Annotated in this window: 17 protein-coding genes; 8 read left to right on the top strand and 9 right to left on the bottom strand. The window is 45.0% G+C overall.

The window, feature by feature from the left end:
- Nucleotide 1 precedes the first annotated feature (1 nt).
- Nucleotides 2–532 carry an AAA family ATPase gene (locus tag OC193_RS00545; RefSeq protein WP_048663051.1) on the top strand — a complete coding sequence of 177 codons (531 nt, stop codon included), beginning with the start codon at nt 2–4 and terminating at the stop codon, nt 530–532.
- 370 nt (nt 533–902) lie between these two features.
- Here the strand turns inward: OC193_RS00545 and typA are convergent, their stop codons facing one another.
- Nucleotides 903–2,738, bottom strand: coding sequence for a translational GTPase TypA (typA, locus tag OC193_RS00540; RefSeq protein WP_017059220.1), 1,836 nt, complete (start codon nt 2,736–2,738; stop codon nt 903–905).
- Nucleotides 2,739–3,300: 562 nt separating this feature from the next.
- On the opposite strand from typA, the gene glnA reads away from it, so the two are divergent.
- From glnA to gepA, 5 genes are all read left to right on the top strand, one after another.
- The gene (gene glnA, locus OC193_RS00535) at nt 3,301–4,710 is read left to right on the top strand and encodes a glutamate--ammonia ligase (protein ID WP_017631962.1); all 1,410 of its coding nucleotides are present in this window, start codon (nt 3,301–3,303) and stop codon (nt 4,708–4,710) included.
- A gap of 215 nt (nt 4,711–4,925) precedes the next feature.
- Nucleotides 4,926–5,495 carry a DUF4124 domain-containing protein gene (locus OC193_RS00530; protein WP_048663050.1) on the top strand — a complete coding sequence of 190 codons (570 nt, stop codon included), beginning with the start codon at nt 4,926–4,928 and terminating at the stop codon, nt 5,493–5,495.
- A gap of 168 nt (nt 5,496–5,663) precedes the next feature.
- Nucleotides 5,664–6,740: a nitrogen regulation protein NR(II) gene (gene glnL / locus OC193_RS00525; protein WP_048663049.1), complete on the top strand. Its 1,077-nt coding sequence runs from the start codon at nt 5,664–5,666 to the stop codon at nt 6,738–6,740.
- 120 nt (nt 6,741–6,860) lie between these two features.
- On the top strand, nt 6,861–8,264 hold the full coding sequence (glnG, locus tag OC193_RS00520; protein WP_048661285.1) for a nitrogen regulation protein NR(I): 1,404 nt from the start codon (nt 6,861–6,863) through the stop codon (nt 8,262–8,264).
- 108 nt (nt 8,265–8,372) lie between these two features.
- Nucleotides 8,373–10,955, top strand: a complete 2,583-nt coding sequence (gene gepA, locus OC193_RS00515) for a phosphodiesterase GepA (protein ID WP_048663048.1) — start codon at nt 8,373–8,375, stop codon at nt 10,953–10,955.
- Nucleotides 10,956–11,037: 82 nt separating this feature from the next.
- Here gepA and hemN read toward each other — a convergent pair whose 3' ends face one another.
- From hemN to OC193_RS00490, 5 genes are all read right to left on the bottom strand, one after another.
- Nucleotides 11,038–12,429: an oxygen-independent coproporphyrinogen III oxidase gene (gene hemN / locus OC193_RS00510; RefSeq protein WP_048663047.1), complete on the bottom strand. Its 1,392-nt coding sequence runs from the start codon at nt 12,427–12,429 to the stop codon at nt 11,038–11,040.
- Between the two features lie 348 nt (nt 12,430–12,777).
- The gene (locus OC193_RS00505) at nt 12,778–13,266 is read right to left on the bottom strand and encodes a DUF2489 domain-containing protein (RefSeq protein WP_048663045.1); all 489 of its coding nucleotides are present in this window, start codon (nt 13,264–13,266) and stop codon (nt 12,778–12,780) included.
- A gap of 6 nt (nt 13,267–13,272) precedes the next feature.
- The gene (yihI, locus tag OC193_RS00500; protein WP_017060163.1) at nt 13,273–13,830 is read right to left on the bottom strand and encodes a Der GTPase-activating protein YihI; all 558 of its coding nucleotides are present in this window, start codon (nt 13,828–13,830) and stop codon (nt 13,273–13,275) included.
- A complete protein-coding gene (locus tag OC193_RS00495; RefSeq protein WP_048612436.1) occupies nt 13,830–14,468 on the bottom strand; it encodes a class I SAM-dependent methyltransferase in 639 nt (212 codons plus the stop codon). The genes yihI and OC193_RS00495 overlap by 1 nt, the downstream gene beginning before the upstream one ends.
- A 557-nt stretch (nt 14,469–15,025) precedes the next feature.
- Nucleotides 15,026–15,643 carry a c-type cytochrome gene (locus tag OC193_RS00490; protein WP_012602993.1) on the bottom strand — a complete coding sequence of 206 codons (618 nt, stop codon included), beginning with the start codon at nt 15,641–15,643 and terminating at the stop codon, nt 15,026–15,028.
- A gap of 148 nt (nt 15,644–15,791) precedes the next feature.
- On the opposite strand from OC193_RS00490, the gene yihA reads away from it, so the two are divergent.
- Both yihA and OC193_RS00480 read left to right on the top strand, forming a co-directional pair.
- A complete protein-coding gene (yihA, locus tag OC193_RS00485; RefSeq protein WP_017060162.1) occupies nt 15,792–16,451 on the top strand; it encodes a ribosome biogenesis GTP-binding protein YihA/YsxC in 660 nt (219 codons plus the stop codon).
- A gap of 217 nt (nt 16,452–16,668) precedes the next feature.
- Nucleotides 16,669–17,268, top strand: coding sequence for a hypothetical protein (locus tag OC193_RS00480; protein WP_048663044.1), 600 nt, complete (start codon nt 16,669–16,671; stop codon nt 17,266–17,268).
- A gap of 265 nt (nt 17,269–17,533) precedes the next feature.
- Here the strand turns inward: OC193_RS00480 and OC193_RS26140 are convergent, their stop codons facing one another.
- The 3 genes from OC193_RS26140 to OC193_RS00470 form a co-directional block, all read right to left on the bottom strand.
- Nucleotides 17,534–17,581, bottom strand: coding sequence for a hypothetical protein (locus tag OC193_RS26140; protein WP_438356636.1), 48 nt, complete (start codon nt 17,579–17,581; stop codon nt 17,534–17,536).
- 193 nt (nt 17,582–17,774) lie between these two features.
- Nucleotides 17,775–20,573 (bottom strand): DNA polymerase I, encoded by a 2,799-nt coding sequence (polA, locus tag OC193_RS00475; protein ID WP_048663043.1) that lies wholly within the window; start codon nt 20,571–20,573, stop codon nt 17,775–17,777.
- 679 nt (nt 20,574–21,252) lie between these two features.
- Nucleotides 21,253–21,687, bottom strand: coding sequence for a GNAT family N-acetyltransferase (locus tag OC193_RS00470; RefSeq protein ID WP_048661279.1), 435 nt, complete (start codon nt 21,685–21,687; stop codon nt 21,253–21,255).
- Nucleotides 21,688–21,706 lie beyond the last annotated feature (19 nt).

Below are 21,706 nucleotides of genomic sequence, written 5' to 3'. Positions count from 1 at the left end.
TATGAACCCAATCATTATTACTGGCGGCCCTGGCGCCGGAAAGACCACACTAATTAATGCCTTGGGAGATACGGGTCACCCAACCTTTGCTGAGTCCTCTCGCCAGTTAATCGAGCAGCAAAGTCAGCTGGAAAACGGTATCTTGCCTTGGCTAGACCTTCCGGGCTTTGCTGAGCTATGTTTAGGTGTAATGAGCGAGCAGAAAGAGCAAGCGAGGCAGCACCCAACTGCATTTCTCGATCGCGCTATTCCAGATATCGGTGGCTATTTGGCTCAGGCTAATCTAGAGATAGATGCGACTTACCGAGAAGCAAGCCAAGGCTATCACTCACAAGTCTTGTTCTGCCGCCCAGAGGCTTCGATCTATGTTCAAGATGAAGTGCGCCCTTACCCCTTTGAAGAAGCACTAGAGATTCACTACGCGTTAGTCAGAGTCTACCAAGAGCTTGGTTATGAGGTTGTCGAGGTTCCATTTATGTCAGTCGAAGAACGGGTTCTATTTGTTACAAGCCACCTAGGTATCAAAAGCTAGATCCCCAACTCGGTCGTTCCTCCCTCTTGAGGATGACGACTGTGATTCTTTGAATCTCTGACTTCCAACTATCAAACGCGCTCTTGGAAATAGGCTCATCCATAAAGCAAACCACCGTCATTCCCTACAGCGAGGAACGAGCGTGATAGGGAATCTCTTCCATGCCGTAAAAAGATTCCAGATATCTCGTCCCTCGATTCTGGAATGACGATTCGATGAATAGGTATGGAACACGCTCTTCGAATCTCGCATCTCGTTTACCCGATCTATCCTAATGCCATATAAAACAAAAGCCCCGAGCAGCTAGGCTACTCAGGGCTTTCTTATTTATTCTAAAATGCTTGTTAGCTAGAAGCTAGTCAGCTGGCAATTAAGCCTTAGCTGGACGTGCTGCACGCTTACGTTCGTTTTCAGTAAGAAGCTTCTTACGGATACGAATGCTTACTGGCGTTACTTCTACTAGTTCGTCTTCGTCGATGAACTCAAGAGCTTGCTCTAGAGTGTGACGGATAGGTGGCGAAAGAACCTGTGCTTCATCAGTACCTGATGCACGAACGTTCGTTAGCTGCTTACCTTTCAGACAGTTTACTGTTAGGTCGTTTGAACGGTTATGAATACCGATGATTTGACCTTCGTATACTTCATCCGCGTGCTCAGCAAATAGACGACCACGTTCTTGTAGGTTGAATAGTGCGTAAGTCAGAGCTTTACCAGTCGCGTTCGAGATTAGAACACCGTTGTTACGTTGACCAATTACGCCGCCTTTGTGAGGACCGTAGTGATCAAATGAGTGGTAAAGAAGACCAGAACCAGACGTTAGCGTTAGGAACTCAGTTTGGAAACCGATAAGACCACGAGAAGGCATCATGAAGTCCATGCGAACACGGCCTTTGCCATCTGGAGACATATCAGTTAGCTCACCTTTACGTAGACCGATGTTTTCCATGATGCCACCTTGGTGCTCTTCAAGCACGTCGATAGTCACAGTTTCAAACGGTTCAGTTAGGTTGCCATCTTCGTCTTTCTTGATGATAACTTCTGGACGAGATACAGCTAGCTCGAAACCTTCACGACGCATGTTTTCGATCAGGATAGATAGGTGAAGTTCACCACGACCTGAAACACGGAAACGATCTGGGTTATCAGTTTCTTCAACACGTAGTGCAACGTTGTGTACTAGTTCTTTCTCTAGACGCTCAAGGATGTTACGTGAAGTAACGAACTTACCTTCTTTACCCGCGAACGGAGAAGTGTTTACTTGGAACGTCATTGTTACTGTTGGTTCATCAACAGAAAGCGGAGTCATTGCTTCAACATTGTTTACGTCACAGATAGTGTCTGAAATTTTCAGCTCACCAAGACCAGTGATTGCAATGATGTCGCCAGCGTTAGCTTGCTCAACTTCGTGACGGTCAAGACCTAGGTAACCAAGAACTGTACCTACTTTACCGTTACGTTTTTTGCCTTCTGCATTTACGATAGTTACTTGTTGGTTTGGCTTAACAGAACCACGAGTAACACGAGCAACACCGATAACACCTACGTAAGAGCTGTAATCAAGTTGCGAAATTTGCATTTGTAGTGGACCGTCAAGGTCAACTGCAGGCGCGTCTACTGTATCAACAACAGCTTGGAACAATGGTTCCATGTTCTCGCCAGTTTCGCCCTCAGTCATTGTTGCCCAGCCGTTTAGAGCTGAAGCGTAAACAACTGTGAAGTCTAGTTGCTCATCAGTAGCACCTAGGTTGTCGAAAAGGTCAAATACTTGATCCATAACCCAATCAGGACGAGCGCCTGGGCGGTCAATCTTGTTGATTACAACGATTGGCTTAAGACCGTGTGCGAATGCTTTTTGCGTTACGAAACGAGTTTGAGGCATTGGGCCGTCAACTGCGTCAACGATAAGCAGAACAGAGTCAACCATAGACATGATACGCTCAACTTCACCACCGAAGTCCGCGTGTCCCGGAGTATCTACGATGTTGATGCGGTAATCATTCCAGTTGATTGCTGTGTTCTTAGCAAGAATGGTAATGCCACGCTCTTTTTCGATGTCATTCGAATCCATGACACGCTCTTCAGCTTCACCACGAGACTCAAGAGTGCCTGACTGTTGTAGCAGTTTATCAACCAAAGTCGTTTTACCGTGGTCAACGTGCGCGATGATCGCGATATTTCTTAACTTATCAATCTGTGGAGTAGACATGGATTCTCGATTCACTCATAAAAGTAGCCGTCACTTATCTCAAAAGTTTGGATAATAACCGCTAGCTTGATTTAAAAAACGGTCAATAATATACCAGATTCTAGACAAAAACCCAGAAATATGTGATCTGAACCGGGGCTTTTTTCTTTATTAGCGATTCATATCCGCTTAACTTTGATTCAGTACAGTGTTGAGCAGCCAAATTCGTAGGACTCTAAAAAAGCATCACCTGCGAGTGGCGAGTCAAATCTCCCGCTAAATAACAAAAGTGGATTGACAACTTAGGCAATTCATTGCTGAATGGTGCTCGCTTATGTCTCATATTGGTGCACAGACAACCGATTGCACCAATAACGTGCAATCAGAGATCATTTTGGTGCAAAAAGTAGATTGAGCAAAACTTAAAAACAGTTAAATCATTGAAATTAATGGAATAATTTTTTTGGCACGTTTTTGGCTATAGATAAATCAGCATCGATTAATGCACTTAGAGACATTAATCAATGCTAGTTTCAACCGAATCGAGCTAATACCGAATTAATAACACTGGAGGTTATCCAAGATGTCAGTAGAAAATGTACTATCCCTGATCCAAGAGAACGAAGTTAAATTTATCGACTTACGTTTTACTGATACAAAAGGTAAAGAGCAGCATATCTCTATTCCTTCTCACCAAGTTGATGCAGACTTCTTCGAAGAAGGCAAAATGTTTGACGGCTCTTCAGTAGCTGGTTGGAAAGGCATTAACGAATCTGACATGGTAATGATGCCAGACGCAGCATCTGCTGTACTGGACCCATTCACAGAAGACGCAACGCTAAACATCCGTTGTGACATTCTTGAGCCTGCAACAATGCAAGGCTACGACCGTGACCCACGCTCTATCGCTAAACGTTCTGAAGAATACCTACGTTCTACAGGTATCGCAGACACAGTTCTAGTTGGTCCAGAGCCAGAGTTCTTCCTATTTGATGACGTTAAGTTCTCAAACGACATGTCTGGTTCTTTCTTCAAGATCGATGACGTAGAAGCAGCTTGGAACACAGGTACTGACTTCGAAGGCGGTAACAAAGGTCACCGTCCTGGCGTTAAAGGCGGTTACTTCCCAGTAGCTCCTGTAGATTCATCTCAAGACATCCGTTCAGCAATGTGTCTAGTAATGGAAGAGATGGGCCTAGTAGTTGAAGCTCACCACCACGAAGTAGCAACTGCGGGTCAAAACGAAATCGCTACTCGCTTCAACACGCTAACAGCGAAAGCTGATGAAACTCAAATCTACAAGTACGTTGTACACAACGTTGCTCACGCATTTGGTAAAACAGCGACATTCATGCCTAAGCCACTAGTTGGTGATAACGGTTCTGGTATGCACGTTCACCAATCTCTAGCAAAAGACGGCGTTAACCTGTTTGCTGGTGATAAGTACGGCGGCCTATCTGAAATGGCTCTTTACTACATCGGTGGTGTAATCAAGCACGCTCGTGCAATCAACGCGTTTGCTAACCCATCAACTAACTCGTACAAGCGTCTTGTACCTGGTTTCGAAGCACCTGTAATGCTTGCTTACTCAGCACGTAACCGTTCTGCTTCTATCCGTATCCCAGTAGTACCAAGCCCTAAAGCACGTCGTATCGAGCTACGTTTTGGTGACCCAGCAGCTAACCCATACCTATGCTACTCAGCAATGCTTATGGCTGGCCTTGACGGCATCAAGAACAAGATTCACCCAGGCGAAGCTATGGATAAAGATCTATACGACCTTCCTGCAGAAGAAGCAGCTGAAATCCCAACAGTTGCAGAATCTCTACAAGAAGCTCTAGCAGCGCTTAGCGAAGACCGTGAGTTCCTAACAGCTGGCGGCGTATTCTCTGACGACTTCATCGATTCTTACATCGCTCTGAAATCTGACGACGTACAACGCGTGAACATGGCTACACACCCACTTGAGTTTGAACTGTACTACTCAGTTTAATCTCTGGTAGAGATAAGCCATTTCTTACTGCAACCTTGTAAGAATCGCTAACTAAATATTAGGCTCGCCTCGCAGGCGGGCCTTTTTTATATTCTCTCGACGCTCCCCTCCTCGTAACATACCTTAGACAAAAGCCCTCAGAGGCTGTCGCGCGAAATACAATAAAACCAACGCCAAACGTGAAATCATCTAACGGTGAAAAAGAGGCTAAAGATATGAAAAATATACTGTTCCTGATCGGGTTAACAGTCGCACTCTCATGCTCAGCTCAAACAGTATATACCTGGGTAGATGAAGAAGGCGTGCTCCACTTTAGTGATAACCCTAGCGCTCAAGATGCCGAGGCCCTTCGCCTGCCAGATGTGCAAGCTTCAGCACCCGCTCCTAAATTTGAGGCCTCGACTCCGGTTGACGCCGCTGCTTCATCTACAACTAAAACGGCAATGCCAGCTAAAACTCAGGCAGAAACAGAAACCACTGAGCGCGAGGTTCCCACTCAATTAGTACTCACCATGTTGACTCCAGTTCATGACCAAACGATTCGTAGCAACCGTGGGTTAATCCCGGTTCAGATAGAGCTCAACCGAAAACTTGGTATTGGAGAGCAGTTACAATTAATGCTCGATGGCCGTCGTTATGGCGCTCCTCAAACCCAACCTAACTGGGAATTAAAAGGTATCGATCGAGGTACTCACACCATTGCAATTCAAGCACATAGAAGCGGCAAGCTTATTGCATCTACTAGTCCAGTCACCGTGTATTTACATCGAGCGACGCTCAAGTAGGCCAATGTGTTAAAAGAGGCCAAATAACCTCTACTTTTCACCTAATCGAAGCAGCTTTCAGCGACTCTAATGAATTATCTTTAGCTTCTGGTTGATATGCGCCATACTTGAACTTAGCTACGCACCATTTTGGTGCAGTGAGAAAAACACCAGTTCAAGGACGAAATAGTGAATCGATCAGCCAAAAGCGACAGCATAGATACACATCATCTTTCCAGCGCCATTCTCGACAATATGGTGACTTCGACATTGATGCTCGATGAGCAACTCTATGTGCGATACGCCAATCCGGCGGCTGAACAACTCTTTTCACAAAGTGCGCGACGCATTGTTGATCACCCACTGAGTCAGCTTATCCAACATGCTTCTCTTGATTTGGCATTGCTAACGCAACCGCTACAAAGTGGCCAAAGCATTACCGATAGCGACGTGACCTTTGTTGTTGATAACCGCCCTCTGATGCTTGAGGTAACGGTTAGCCCAATCTCTTGGCAACGTGAGACGCTGTTATTGGTTGAGATGCGCAAGATAGACCAGCAAAGAAGACTCAGCCAAGAGCTTAACCAACACGCACAACAGCAAGCGGCTAAGCTGCTGGTGCGTGGATTAGCTCATGAGATAAAGAACCCACTAGGCGGCTTAAGAGGAGCGGCGCAATTACTTGGCAAGATGCTCCCTGATCAATCTTTGAATGAATACACCCAGATCATTATTGAACAAGCCGACCGCTTAAGAGCCTTGGTCGACCGTCTGCTTGGTCCACAGAAGCCGGGAACCAAGTCAGAAGAGAACCTTCACCAGATACTTGAAAAAGTAAGGCAGTTGGTCGAGCTCGAATCCGGATCCACACTGGCGATTGAGCGAGACTACGATCCAAGCCTGCCACCAATAGTGATGGACTCAGCGCAGGTTGAACAGGCGATGCTCAATATCGTGAGCAATGCGGCGCAGATTTTAAAGGCACAAGATTCGGGCAAAATTACCATTCGCACCAGAACGGTGCATCAAGCCAACATTCATGGTCAGCGACACAAACTCGCTGCACGCATTGAGATCAGCGATAACGGCCCAGGCATCCCCGATGATTTAAAAGACACGCTTTTTTACCCAATGGTTAGCGGACGAGAGGGTGGCACAGGCTTAGGGTTATCGATATCTCAAAACCTGATCGATCAGCACAACGGAAAAATTGATGTTGAAAGTTGGCCAGGTAACACCACATTCACGATTTATCTACCGATTTAGGTCACAAGAACCTCGCGATTAGACAGCGAGATGAAGACTCAACTCGGTAACACAAAGATTAAGACATCATAAAAACAACAATGATTATCACAATAGATTTGGCTGCAAAGGAATTGAATTATGAGTAAGGGATACGTTTGGGTCGTCGATGACGACAGTTCTATCCGCTGGGTAGTAGAGAAAACACTTTCATCTGCGGATATAAAGTGTGAAACATTTGCTGATGCTGAGAGCGTATTACTTGCGCTTGAACGCGAGACTCCTGACGTATTGGTGTCTGATATTCGTATGCCCGGCATTGACGGGATTGAGCTGTTGCATCAGGTTCATCAACGCTCTCCCGACCTGCCCGTAATCATCATGACCGCGCACTCAGACCTCGATGCTGCGGTGAATGCTTATCAAAAAGGCGCCTTTGAGTATCTACCAAAGCCGTTCGACATTGATGAGACACTGACTCTCGTAGAACGAGCGATTGCGCACAGCCAAGAACAGAAACGCGAGCAAGCCAGTGAAGTCGCTGAAGACACCAATGCGCCAGAAATCATCGGCGAAGCACCTGCGATGCAGGAGGTTTTCCGAGCTATTGGCCGTTTGTCTCGCTCATCGATATCCGTGCTGATCAATGGTGAATCGGGTACGGGTAAAGAGCTGGTTGCCCACGCGCTGCATCGTCATAGCCCAAGAGCCAAGAAACCCTTCATTGCTTTGAACATGGCAGCGATCCCCAAAGATCTGATCGAGTCTGAACTGTTTGGCCACGAGAAAGGCGCCTTTACCGGAGCCAACAGCGTTCGCCAAGGACGTTTCGAACAAGCCAACGGCGGCACACTATTTCTTGATGAGATCGGCGACATGCCACTCGATATTCAGACTCGCTTGTTACGTGTACTTTCTGATGGTCAATTCTATCGTGTAGGTGGACACTCTGCGGTTAAGGTTGACGTGCGTATCGTTGCGGCAACCCACCAAGATCTTGAGCGCTTGGTACATGAAGGTGACTTCCGTGAAGACCTTTTCCACCGCCTCAACGTTATCCGAATCCATATCCCAGCGCTGCGCGAACGTAAACAAGACATTGAAAAGCTAACTCACCACTTCCTAGCATCCGCCGCCGAAGAGCTCGGTGTTGAAGTGAAGACACTGCATCCTGAGACCATTTTGAAACTCAACCAACTCAATTGGCCGGGTAACGTGCGTCAGCTTGAGAACATTTGTCGTTGGCTCACCGTGATGGCGAGCGGCAGCGAAATTCTCCCTTCAGACCTGCCACCAGAGCTGTTGGAAGAAAAAGTGGTGACAACCTCAGGAACTGGGGATAACTGGCAGCAACTGCTCGCTAATTGGGCAAAGTGTGCGCTTGATTCAGGAGAAAAAGAGCTGCTGACTTATGCTCTGCCAGAGTTTGAACGTATACTGCTAGAGGCTGCACTCAACCATACTAATGGTCATAAACAGGATGCAGCTAAGGTTTTGGGATGGGGAAGAAATACCCTAACTCGTAAACTCAAAGAACTGTACTAGACCTTATATGATTTTCGATGCAGCTACTTTTTAACCCAAAAAGTGTCGCTTGGTTTGAATAGTGTCGGTACAATTACAGTACACTATTCACCAAAGTTGTAGCTAAAGATGTCTTTGAAAACACAAATTACTTTGAGGACCGCTGTGGTTCTGCCATTCGTGATGATTTTTCTGTTCACTATGGGCGTAATGGTTTTCACTCAAAAGCTAAGCTACAAAGAGATGGTGAGTGATGTTAGTGCTCGCCAACTAACATCACTGACTGATAATGTTCATCAAAGCCTGTCTAATTTTTTAGAAAAGCCATTTCATGCGAACCTCTCGCTCAGCCATAACATCGGCTACCACCACCTTTATCAAGCGGGTAATCTCAGCAAGGTCCAAGATTATATTTTTTATACGTTTTCAGATCATTACACTGCTGTACCTCAACTCGATGTGATTGGCTTTGGTTCTGAAGATGGTAACTACGTCGGTTTCCGCAAAGAAGCCAACAAAGGCTACACCTTGATGGTGCAAGACGAACGCACTAATGATCAGTTGGTCATCTACCGTGGCAGTAAGATCAGTGAAGACATTCGCTCGGTAATTTCAGGTTACGATCCAAGAATCCGTCCTTGGTACACACCCGTTGCGACACAGAAAAAACCGTTATGGTCACCAATTTATGCCAATGCTGACGAGCGCCAAGAAATCACCTTATCTGCTCTCGCGCCTATCTATGATGATAATGAATTCAAAGCCGTCGTCGTCAGCGACATCAAGATCAATACCTTCAATGCTTTCCTCAGAAAACTCAAAGATAGAACGGATGCCTCTGTTTACATCATCGATAAACAGCAACGCTTGGTCGCGCATTCAGGCGGAGGCAGTGTCGTTTCATGGGGCACAGGAAAAACCAACAAAGGCCAACGCTTACTGGCAACAGAGAGTGCTAACCCCGTCATACGTGAAAGCGCCAGTTACGTAGACCAATTCCACCTAATCGATAATTTGGGCGAGCAGCGCTTTAGCTTCCGCCTAGACAACGAACGCTACTTCAACCAAATTACCCCTTACGAAGATGAACACGGCCTCACGTGGTTTATTGGGGTGTCGATCCCTGAAAGTAATCTGCTCGGTGAATTGCCAGAAAATCAAAGAAACAGTTGGTTGCTAGGGCTAGCACTGAGTTGCATTGGGGTCATTGCTGGGTTAATTGCCTTTAATCGCGTAACCCAACCGATAACCTCGACAGCGGATGCGGCAAAACGCCTTGCTAAGGGCGATTGGGACACGAGCATGCCAAAGACGGGGCATATCTATGAAACTAGCATGTTGGTGGAGTCATTCAATGAAATGACCAACAACTTAAAGGCCTCGTTTCACGCGTTACAGTCTCAGGTTACCTATGACTCATTAACTAAGCTATACAGTCGTGAAGGCTTTATTGACGCTGCCAAGAAACATCCTGACAACGAAAAAGGCACGCTGTATTTGATTGGTATTGATCGCTTCCGAGACATCAATGACAGCCTAGGTCATTACAATGGTGATCAGCTGCTTATCATTTCGGCCGCACGCTTAAGAGGCACACTACCATCCGAATACCTGCTGGCTCGTACTGGTGGTGATGAGTTTGCCATCTATGCACCAAACGTTACGCAAAGCGATGATGTTCAGCTCCTGACTAATCGCTTACTTCAAACCTTCGCTTCCCCATTTTCAATGGAGTCGGAGAGCGTGGTGATTAAGGTATCGATGGGGATAGTGAAGGTCTCGAATCTCCACGACATCACACTACTGTTACGCAGCAGCAGTATTGCATTGAGCAATGCGAAACAAGACAAAACCAATGTCAGTATTTATAGCCCTGAAATGGGTAAAGCATCAAGACATCGAACCAAGATGCTGGCGCGGATGAATCGAGCTATTGAGCTTCAGCAGTTCGAACCGTTTTACCAGCCTATTATTGACCTGGAATCCGGGTCAACTATTGGAGCTGAAGCTTTAGCTCGCTGGATAACCGATGAAGGGGTGATCTCGCCACTCGAGTTCATTCCTCTCGCGGAAGAGAGCGGGCTCATTTACGATATCGGAAAACAAATTCTACATAAGTCGTGTCGAGATACAGCCATCGCGATTGAGTCAGGAAAGTGGAGCAAAGATTTCTCGATTCACGTAAATCTATCGGTCGATCAGCTAAGCGAAAGTGGCTTTGTTGAACAAGTAAAAGGCACGTTGCGAGACACAAAGCTGCCAGCAAGCAACCTGACACTAGAGATCACCGAATCACGCATCGTCGACAACGACCCGACCATCATCGATAACATGCTGACACTAAAAGCGTTAGGGGTCTCAATCGCAATTGATGATTTTGGTACTGGCTACTCTTCCCTAGCCTATCTGCAAAAGCTGCCATTTGATTGCCTGAAAATCGATCGTAGCTTCGTTAGCAAGCTAGAAAAAGAGAACCTAGATAGCTCCATCGTCGCGGCCATCGTTAACATCACTAAGGGTTTCAAAGTGAGCTTGGTGGCCGAAGGCGTTGAAACACAGCAACAGGCAGAATTACTCAAGCAACTACAATGCCCGCTTGCTCAAGGATTCTTATACAGCCGTCCAGTTCCGTTTGACCAATGGCCTACCGACCTCAGCAACTCCAAGCAAAGTGCCAAGGTCAAACAAAATATCACTGAGAGCCTCACCTAGTCAGGCAGAATTCGAATGAGTCAGATACAAAAATGCCAGCATGATGCTGGCATTTTTTATGTTTCTATTCTCAATCGAGCGATTAGATAACGCGAGAGAATTGCTGCTGGCGAGCCTTTGCACGTAGGTATTTATCAAAACACATACAGATGTTACGGATCAGCAAACGGCCACGCAGAGTTACGCGGATTTCTTTGTCATCGACTTCAACCAAATCATCGTTGATGAAGGTTTGTAGAAGCTCTAAATCTTCTTTGAAGTAGCGATTAAAGTTAACCGAGAATTCAGACTCGATCATGGTTTTATCAAGCTTGAAGTTACAGATAAGCTGCTTGATCACTTCACGGCGTAGAAGGTCATCACTGTCTAGTGCCACACCTTTCCAAAGTGCATGACGCAAATCATTCACCTGAGCGTAGTACTTCTTCAACTCTTTTTGGTTTTGCGCGTAAGCATCACCCACCATAGAGATCGCAGAAACACCGAAACCAATTAGGTCAGCTTCACCTTGAGTGGTGTAGCCTTGGAAGTTACGATGCAGAATGCCTTCACGCTGGGCAACCGCTAGCTCATCTTCAGGTAGAGCAAAGTGGTCCATACCGATGAACTGGTAACCCGCACCCGTTAGCGTCTCGATGGTATCTTGTAAGATCGCCATTTTCTCTTTCGCTTCCGGTAGGTCTTCGTCTTTAATCTTACGCTGAGCAGCAAACAACTGAGGCATGTGTGCGTAGTTAAATACCGATAAACGACCCGGTTTCATCTCCAGCACTTGCTTCAATGTTTCAGCGAACAAAGCTTGAGTCTGCTTCGGTAGGCCGTAAATCAAATCAAGGTTAGTTGAGCGGAAACCTAATTCTTTCGCACGTTGAACCATCGCAATGATGAACTCTTCATCTTGCTCACGGTTAACCAACTTCTGCACTTCTTTATTGAAGTCTTGTACACCAATACTCAAACGGTTGAAGCCTTCATTACGCAGGTGATCAAGTACGTCTAGCTCAATCTCACGCGGGTCAACTTCAATACTGATCTCAGCGTCAGCGGTGAAGTTAAATTCCTCACGCAGAATCATCATCAAGCGAGTGATTTGTGTTTTGGTCAAAAACGTTGGCGTACCACCACCGAAGTGCAATTGAGTCACTTCACGACCATTCAATAAAGAGGCGCGTTGGCGGATTTCATGTTCGATCACATCAAGGTACTCATCCGCTTTATGCGAGTGACGAGTAATGACTTTATTACAACCACAGTAATAACAAAGCTTGTGACAGAATGGGATATGCACGTAAAGAGAGAGTGGACGCTCAGGATATTGAGTACACGCCATGTCGTAATCAGCGACGGTAAACGCTTCATGAAACTCCAACGCAGTTGGGTATGAGGTGTAACGAGGTCCCGAATAGTTGTACTTGTTTAAGATCTCTTGATCCCAAACGATTTGCTGATTCGTTGTTACTGGCTTGCTCGACATAGCGGTATTTCCAATTTAGATCCGCGAGAACCTAAGGTCTCTCAAATCATTTTACATACATTAAAATATAGACGGGTTATTTTGCCACACGACCAGTAAGGTCGTTCTAAGACAAAATCAATTTTTCAGACAAAAACTCAGAACTGCTAGCTTGATCACTAACAAAGCGTCGGGATTAACGAGACGCAAAAGGTAAGAAGGCTCATTTAACACTATCTATAAAGATAAGCTGTCTTAAGAACAAGGCGTATTAAAACTATATGTCTCAACAAAACTATATGTCTCAACAACCGCATAACTCAAGAACACTCTGTATTAAACAAGCCTCTATTTTAAAAGTCTTAGCGACTAGATCATCTGAATGTTGATTTGGTTGTTGAGAGGCTTAACCTTCTCTTGCAACCTTTTCAGATCTTCAATGACCGCATCATTCAAGCGAGTCTCTGCCTTATGGCGTGTGAGATTCTGCTGCATGCGTTCTTTCTTCGTCAGTTCCTGTCTTGCATCTCCGCGAGCCATATCTTTTACGATATGGTACAACTCAGTAATAGCAGGATACTCAGAATCAAAATCGACACGCTCATCACCCTGAACATTATCCATAATGATACACACTCGGATACTGATCTCAGGTAAGTCACATTGCCCTTGAATGCCCGCTAAGCACAAAGTATTTACGTTTTCGTAAATCGTCGCGTTACGTTTTTCAATGGCAAGTGCTTGATGCTGCTTTTGCAACTCCGTCTGCTTCTTCACTTGAAGTAGAAGGTAACCTGCGTAAGAGCCCAAGCCGAGAATGATAATTCCACCAGCAATTGCTAATAAGGTTACGTTCATTGGCTATTAACCTTTAAAGCTGTCTAAATCGAAATCTTCGAATTGAGATAGCAAGTCTTCGTCAGAGCTCGCTTTCTTCTTAGATGCAACCGGTGCTTCTTCGAAGATCTCTTCTTCATCGTCTTCTGGCTCTAGTAGACCTAAGCGGCCCATTAGGTGTTCGATACGATCAAGTTTCTCATCAACAAACTTCTGCAGACCAGCACCTAGGTTCTCACCATTTTCGATACGATCTAGCAATGTGTTCAGTTGAGCATCATTCTCAAGCATTTCTAACTCTTGTTCGTTAGACAGCTTGCGCTCTTGTTTAGTCGGCTTCTTCGCTGGTTCAACGATCAGCGGGATTTTTTTCTTGCTGCCTAAACGTGGATCACGAGCTTGTGCAGCTTTACGCTGTTTTGCTTCGCTACCATCTGAGTGGCGGCTGCCAGACTTAAGGCCTTTACGCTTTTTAACACGCTTACGTTCACGACCTTCAACATCAGATTCACTACGGTTACGAGTAACCATAGGCTCCGGAGCACCAAGTGCTCCCGGCTTTCTTGATTTCTTACTACGACCCATTACTGCACTTTCCTCAGTAAAATTACATCATTTCCAAAAAATTCTAGTTCGAGCTTATCCCGCTCTGCCAAAAACTGGAATGTTTGACGACTAAAGAAGACGACATGTGTCGGGTCATTCTTGTAGTGCCAACCAGCAAACGCGTCTACGTCTATTACTAGTTTAGTCATAAGACCAATCCAGCCCTTGGGTTTAACTAAATTCAACCATTGCTGCCACACTTTGTCTGGGTGATAAAGATGCTCTATCACCTCCGTGGCAGTCATAAAGTCATACGTTTTTTCCAACACAGAGGTATCTGGGTGGTAATAGATATCGTACAACTCCATGGTGTGTCCGGCTTCTTCTAACATAATAGATAGCGTAGGGCCTGGGCCACAACCAAAATCCAACCCTTGTGAGTTAGATGAAATTTTGTCTGTTAGTGGATCCGCGATGCGAGATAAAAAGCGGCGATAGCCTGCATCACTAGGATCGTTCTCATGGAGATCATAGTGTGCTTTTTCTTCTTTTGCTTCTAACCTTTGTTCAGGTTTAACAAATACCAGTTCACATTGCTGACACTGCAGATAGGCTCTGCGTTTGTCTTCAAAATAGTGATTCACGCCTTGGTGATGGCATAAGGGACAAGTATACATAGCACATCCTTAAACAGGGATGCGAAACATACCAGAAACTGAGTTTATAGTGGAGAGGTATTGGGTGTTTTTTCATCAAATCAATAAAAAAAGCGATAGGAAAACCTATCGCTCTCTAAATCTGCCTATATCGGCCAAAATTTGCATACTCAACTTGGTACACAAATCTCCATTTGTTATTGGTGCTTTCCATGCCAAATTTGTTTGTTGTTCATCGTCCTGATGAGTTTTGGCTATCCTTTTCTAACACCTTGTTGCTGGGCTGTCCTAGCCTGATCCATTTCTGTCTATACCGTTAGACTAGATGATCATCCATATCTAAGTCAGCTCCTAGCTGATGGCGGTTACTTTACCGTGTTACAAAAAGACTACAAGAGTGCGACTTCACACTTTTGTACACAAATCGATCACACATTGATAAATCAGACATAAATGCAAAATGCATTAATAAAACCAATGCAAAAGAAAACGCCCCGACCATTACTGATCAGGGCGTCTCTTCAAACTCGCTCGAACGTACATTCCTTTACTCTGGCTAAGAGCAAGAAACCGACAAATTAGTGTAAACCACCAACGTACTTCGATAAGGTATCAATATCAGCGTCTGTTAACTTTTTAGCTACATCACGCATCATCGCATTCATGTCGTTATTACGGTCACCATCGCGGAATTTTTCAAGTTGAGCCTTGATGTAATCTGCGTGCTGACCTGAAATCTTAGGGAAACCAGAAAGTTCGGTACCATTACCACGAGGGCCGTGACAAGCAATACACGCCGTTACGCCGCGTTCTGCATTACCCGCAGTGTAAAGAACCTTACCTTCATCTACTACATTTTCAGGAGTAGAGTTACTAGAGATAGGTAGAGAGGCGTAGTATGCCGCTAGGTCAGCCATATCTTCTTCAGATAAAGGCATCGCCATTGCACCCATTACAGGTTCGTAACGACCTTGCTTACCACCACTTGTCATACCTAGTTTAAGCTCTTTTAACTGCTTCTCTAGATACTTCTCATGTTGACCGGCCAGCTTAGGGTACTGAGTGATCAGACTGTTGCCGTCAGCACCGTGGCAGGCAACACATGTTTGTGATTTGGCTTTACCAGCTTCAATACTACCTTGAGCCCATACTGAGCAGCTGGCTAAAAGACTCAAAATTAGCGCTAATTTCTTCATGACATTCCATTATAATTATCAAGCTTCCAGTACCACTCTATGTTGCCACTCATGGTACAATAGGCGACCTTATGCCGAGCACGGTTATTTTACACAAATTCACAAAAAAGTAATCAATCGACTACACAAAGTCGAGATGGAGTTAACAGTGAGCGTAAAAATTCATTATCAAAACACGCATTTCATTACCAGTGCACCTGATATTCGTCATTTACCAGAAGACGAAGGGATCGAAATTGCGTTTGCAGGACGCTCCAATGCTGGTAAATCTAGCGCGCTAAATCGCGTTACAAACCAAAAAAGCTTGGCGAAAACCAGTAAAACACCCGGTCGAACTCAGCTAATCAACCTATTTAAGGTAACGGACGGTTGTCATATCGTCGATTTACCTGGATATGGCTTTGCTCAAGTACCACTTGAGATGAAGAAAAAATGGCAGAAGTCGCTAGGTGAATACCTACAACGACGTGAAAGCCTGAAAGGTTTAGTGGTATTGATGGATATCCGTCACCCAATGAAAGACCTTGACCAACAAATGATCTACTGGGCTATCGATAGCCGCATCCCAGTACAGGTTTTGTTAACAAAAGCAGACAAACTGAAAAGTGGCGCGCGTAAAGCACAGCTACTGAAAATCCGTAACGACGCGAAATCTTTCGGTGGTGATGTTGCGGTTGATGTCTTCTCTTCAATGAAGGGCATCGGCGTTGACCAACTGCGTGCCAAGATGGATGAGTGGTTTGCCCCTGCGCTTGCTGATCAAATCATTGATGAGCTAGCGGACGAAGAGCACAACGACTCAGAGTAGTTCCCCTACTTATCACTATAGGTTAGAGCACTTACAGCAAGTAATTTAGCCTTATCAATACCCCTCCTTATATAGGTGGGGTATTTTTTTCCCTAAAATTAGCGATTTAAACTCAAAAACTGAGAATCAAAGACAGGATTAACCCGTTACGACCAACAGAAGTGAACCATACTAAAAGACATATCTAAATAATCAGGATAATGAGAAAGGAATACTCATGTGGAAAACACCATTGGCCATCATTGCACTTATGTTGGTCTCACTGACAGGATTTGCTTCTGAAGCAGAACAAGAACAAGCCCCACTGATCAATGTCGATATGACCTTGGACCTAGATGGGATGGAAAAGTACGCCCAAGATGCGAGTGAGTCTCTTGAGGTGATATCGCAATCTTTGCAGGCGATAGTCAACAACCCCAACCTAAGCGAAGACCAGCAACAAGCCTTGAATCAAACCGTTGAAAGCATCAACAAGCTTACGAGTTCCACCAAGACATCACTCAATCAACTGCCACAAGCCTTAGACCAATCTCGACTCGCCTTTAAACAAACCAGCCAAATGCTGTTAGATGATATTCAGACCAAGATCATCATTGCGCTGGCGGCCGTTATCGCCGTCATTATTATCGCTTTGACCGCTATCTATCTGCTTATCCTGAAACCAATGCAGCAAACCTTGGTAAAGGCGACCAACAATATCTCTTCGATGGCGCAATCCATCCAGATCACCGCCGAAGCACTGAAATACAGCACCGAGAAACAACAGCAAATCATGGATTACATTGAGCATTCACCGACTCAATACACTGATAAATAAGGCGTGAGCCATCAATCCTTTATCGATCACTTGTAAAATAAAAGTTATTTCAAGCGATAAAACAATCAACTTAGAGACGGATTTAAATTACCAAAAGCTGGTCGAATTCCAGATCTAAGGCAGATCAGGGGTTTATCACTGTGCTTGAGAAAGTGTAATGAAAGGCACTAAAAACGAGAGGTTTTGGGGGGGATAGCAGGTTGGAAATATTTTTCTTTCGCACAAGAAAAAACGCCCCAGTCAAATACTGACTGGGGCGGCTGAATCAGCCTAATCCAATAACGTGAAACAAAAGGTCTGAAAGATAGAACATCTTACCTCTGTACCCTACGAGATTTAATGTACAACAATTGCTCAGAAATGAAAACAACTTTTGTAGTTTTTTTTCATGAATGTTTTATTAAAACACCTAAATTCTTACTACGACCTGACTTTATTTGAGACAAAAAAAAGCCAGTGTTTGTGCACTGGCTCATACTAATTTACTTATTAAGGTCAAAAACTGATTAGTGGGCTTGATCCCAGTTGTCACCGTGGCCAGCTTCCGCGACAAGCGGCACTTCTAGCTCTGCAGCGGATTCCATCAATTCTTGTACTTTACTTTCAATTTCGGCTAAAGATGACTCTTCTACTTCAAATACCAATTCATCGTGTACTTGCATAAGCAATTTCACACGACCATCGCCTTCCGCTTGGATCCATTCATCAACCAATAGCATCGCTTTCTTAATGATGTCTGCCGCTGTGCCTTGCATTGGTGCGTTGATCGCCGCACGCTCAGCCGCCTTACGACGCATACCATTACGAGATTGGATTTCAGGAAGGTGCAGACGACGACCGTAAATAGTTTCTACGAAACCTTGCTCTGAAGCCGCACTGCGCGTGTCTTCCATATACTGCATCACGCCAGGGTAACGCTCGAAGTAAGTATCCATGTAATGTTGTGCTTCGCCACGAGGAATACCCAGTTGCTTAGCCAAGCCAAAAGCACTCATGCCGTAGATAAGACCGAAGTTAACCGCTTTAGCGCGACGACGTTGTTCCGTCGTTACCTGCTCAATATCAACCCCAATGATCTCAGCCGCGGTTGCCGCGTGGATATCTTTACCTTGTTGGAATGCTTCCAGAAGCGCTTTATCACCCGAAAGGTGCGCCATGATACGCAATTCAATTTGAGAGTAATCGACCGCTAGAATCTTCCAACCATGTTGTGCAACGAATGCTTGGCGGATACGACGACCTTCTTCATTACGAATTGGGATGTTCTGTAGGTTTGGATCCGTCGAAGACAAACGACCCGTCGCCGTTACCGCTTGGTGGTAAGACGTATGAACACGGCCGGTTTCAGCGTTGATCATCTTTGGCAGCTTATCTGTATAGGTAGACTTCAGTTTCGCAAGGCCACGATACTCAATGATCAGCTTAGGTAGCGGGTAATCAAGAGCCAGTTCTTGCAGCACTTCTTCATTGGTTGAAGGTGCACCTGATGGCGTTTTCTTGATAACAGGCAGGCCCATTTTCTCAAACAGGATCGCTTGCAGCTGTTTTGGCGAGTTCATGTTGAACTCTTGCTCAGCAATCTCGTAGGCTTTCTGTTCTAGCTCATCCAGACGAACCGCAATCTCTTGCGATTGAGCGCCTAGCAACATGTCATCGATGAATACGCCAGTGCGTTCAATGCGAGACATCACAGGGATCAGTGGTACTTCAATTTCTTCATAGATGGCTTTTAGCTTTTCATCTTGCTCAATGTTTTCCATCAAACGATTATGAAGACGTAAAGTCACGTCAGCATCTTCTGCTGCGTATGGAGAGGCTTCACCCAGCTCAATCTGGTTGAAAGTAAGCTGTTTCTTACCTTTACCTGCGATCTGCTCAAATGAGATACAGCTGTGCTGTAGGAAACGTAGCGCTAGGCTATCCATATCATGCTTGCCGCCAACACTATTGAAGACGTAAGACGCCAGCATGGTGTCGTGCTTGATACCCTTCATCTCGATACCATAGCGCGCTAGCACGCTCATATCGTACTTCAGGTTCTGACCTACTTTCGCTTGTGCGTCATCTTCAAGAATCGGCTTAAGCTGTTCAAGTACCCAATCGCGATCCAGCTGCTGCGGTGCATCTAGGTAATCATGGGCAACCGGTACGTAAGCGGCAACGCCTTCTTCGGTTGCGAATGATAGACCAACAAGGTTAGCGACCATGTAGTCCAAGCTGTCTGTTTCAGTATCAAAGGCAAACACCTCTGACGCTTTCAGTTTCTCTAGCCACGCATTAAAAGAGGCTTCATCTAAGATGGTTTCGTAGTTGCTGCGATCAATCGTCACTGCAGAGGTGTTCATTTCTACGGTAGAAGTGGTTAATGCCGTATTGCTACGCACTGCGCCCGACTTTTCATCCGCCTCAACCACACCACTGCCACCTTCAAGTAGCTCGTTCAACCAAGACTTGAAGACCAGTTGACCGTATAGCTTAATCAGCTCATCCGTGTTTGGTTGTGCTTTTACAAGCGACTCAGGTGTCTCTTCTAACTCGACGTCCAGTTTGATCGTTGCAAGCTCGTAAGACATCTCAGCGTTGTCTTTATTATCAATCAGCTTCTTAGCCATGGTTTTTGAACCACGGAAACCAAGCGCCGCAATATCATCAAGATTTTGGTACAACTTCTCGATGCTACCGATGCCTTGCAGTAACGCTGTCGCACTCTTGTCACCGACACCCGGAACGCCTGGGATGTTATCGACTTTATCGCCCATCAGCGCAAGGTAGTCGATGATAAGCTCTGGTGGGATACCAAACTTCTCAATAACGCCTTCGCGATCCATCACCACGTTAGTCATGGTGTTGATCAGGGTAACGTTGTCATCAACCAGCTGCGCCATATCTTTATCACCAGTACTAATAAGCACAGGCATACCAATCGCAGAAGCTTGAGAAGCAAGCGTACCGATCACGTCATCCGCTTCAACGCCGGGAATAGAGATAAGTGGCAAGCCCATCGCACGAATCACATTGTGCAAAGGTTCGATCTGGCAACGAAGATCATCAGGCATAGGTGGACGATTTGCCTTGTACTCTGGGTACATGTCATCACGGAACGTCTTTCCTTTCGCATCAAAAATTACCGCAATACGATCAGAAGCAAATTGACGCATCATGCTGCGCAGCATGTTAACTACACCGTAAACAGCGTTAGTTGGGATATCACCATTGCTCATTGTGCCAGGGTAAGCATGGAACGCGCGATATAGGTAAGAAGAGCCATCGATCAGAATCAATGGATTATCAGGAATACGAGCCATAATGTTTGTGTATCCAGTAAGTACAGAAATTATCTGTTAAGAATGCCACGTCTGTTGGTTGGATTCCACGTTGTCGATCTGTATCCGTTCACTCGGTTGTATTCGTTATAATCGATTTGTTGTTATTTTTTGTTCTTAGACGCAAGCGTTCTGTGGATAACTCTGTTTATATTATTTATCCACCCTGTTGAGAACTAAGGTGAACAACTCAAAAAACACCAATAAACAACTGAAAATAAAGGATAATTTTACAGATCGAACAGATGATCAACGATCTTTTCTCGATCTTGCGTTGTGGAAAAGAATGCTGATGGCGTTTTATTCATAAAAATACGTGCCACTAAATATGCATCTTGTTGAAATGGTAGGTATAAAAAAAGCGACACCCGAAGATGTCGCCTAGCAAAAACCGGTAAAGCCATTCAAATTGAATACCACAGCTTTACCTAAAAGCTATAAATTACACTGGAAGCAATGTGAGCAATGTCGTGTCAAAAAGAACTTAGTACAAGTTCGCGAGAATTCTGTTGGGTAACCAAGTAGATACTTGAGTACTTAACATCCTTGTGAACATTTCCTCATTCCCTAAGACGAAGTTAATAATAATGATTCTCATTTGATAGTCAACAATTAAATGATAATAAATCTCATTTAATTTATATACTGTTAACGACAGTGTTCAAATTTGCTTCAAAAAATGGATTCTATGGTCATTAATGTCTTCTTTTTCTTCAAATTTTTCGATTAGGTAACCGTTTCTTAATAACAGGCGCAGCATGGCTGAGAACTGGTTACGAGACTTAACCTTTAACTGTCTGTAGCCCTGCTCTTTCGCCCACTGTTCCTGAGCGTCTAATTGCGCCTGTGCAACGCCTTTGTTCCTCGCGAGCGGTGACACCCCACCAAACCAACTGTAAAAAGTCTGCTGATCCAATTCATAGCCGATCTTAAAACCAAGCAGCACCCCAGCCTCTTCAGCCACTAAGATAAGGTTCTTTTTCCCTACCAGCCGCTCTGAAAGAGAAGCGACACTCTCTTTTTTAGCGAACTCAGAGATCTGCTCGACCACAGACACCACTTCTTCTAACGAACCTTCACGCACGACAACTGACATCTTATTCATCCTTATAAAC

The sequence above is a fragment of the Vibrio crassostreae genome, from assembly GCF_024347415.1.
In the GTDB taxonomy this organism is placed as follows: Bacteria; Pseudomonadota; Gammaproteobacteria; order Enterobacterales; family Vibrionaceae; genus Vibrio; species Vibrio crassostreae.
The sequence above is the reverse complement of the archived record's forward strand: the minus strand, read 5'-3'. Positions and strand labels throughout refer to the sequence as shown.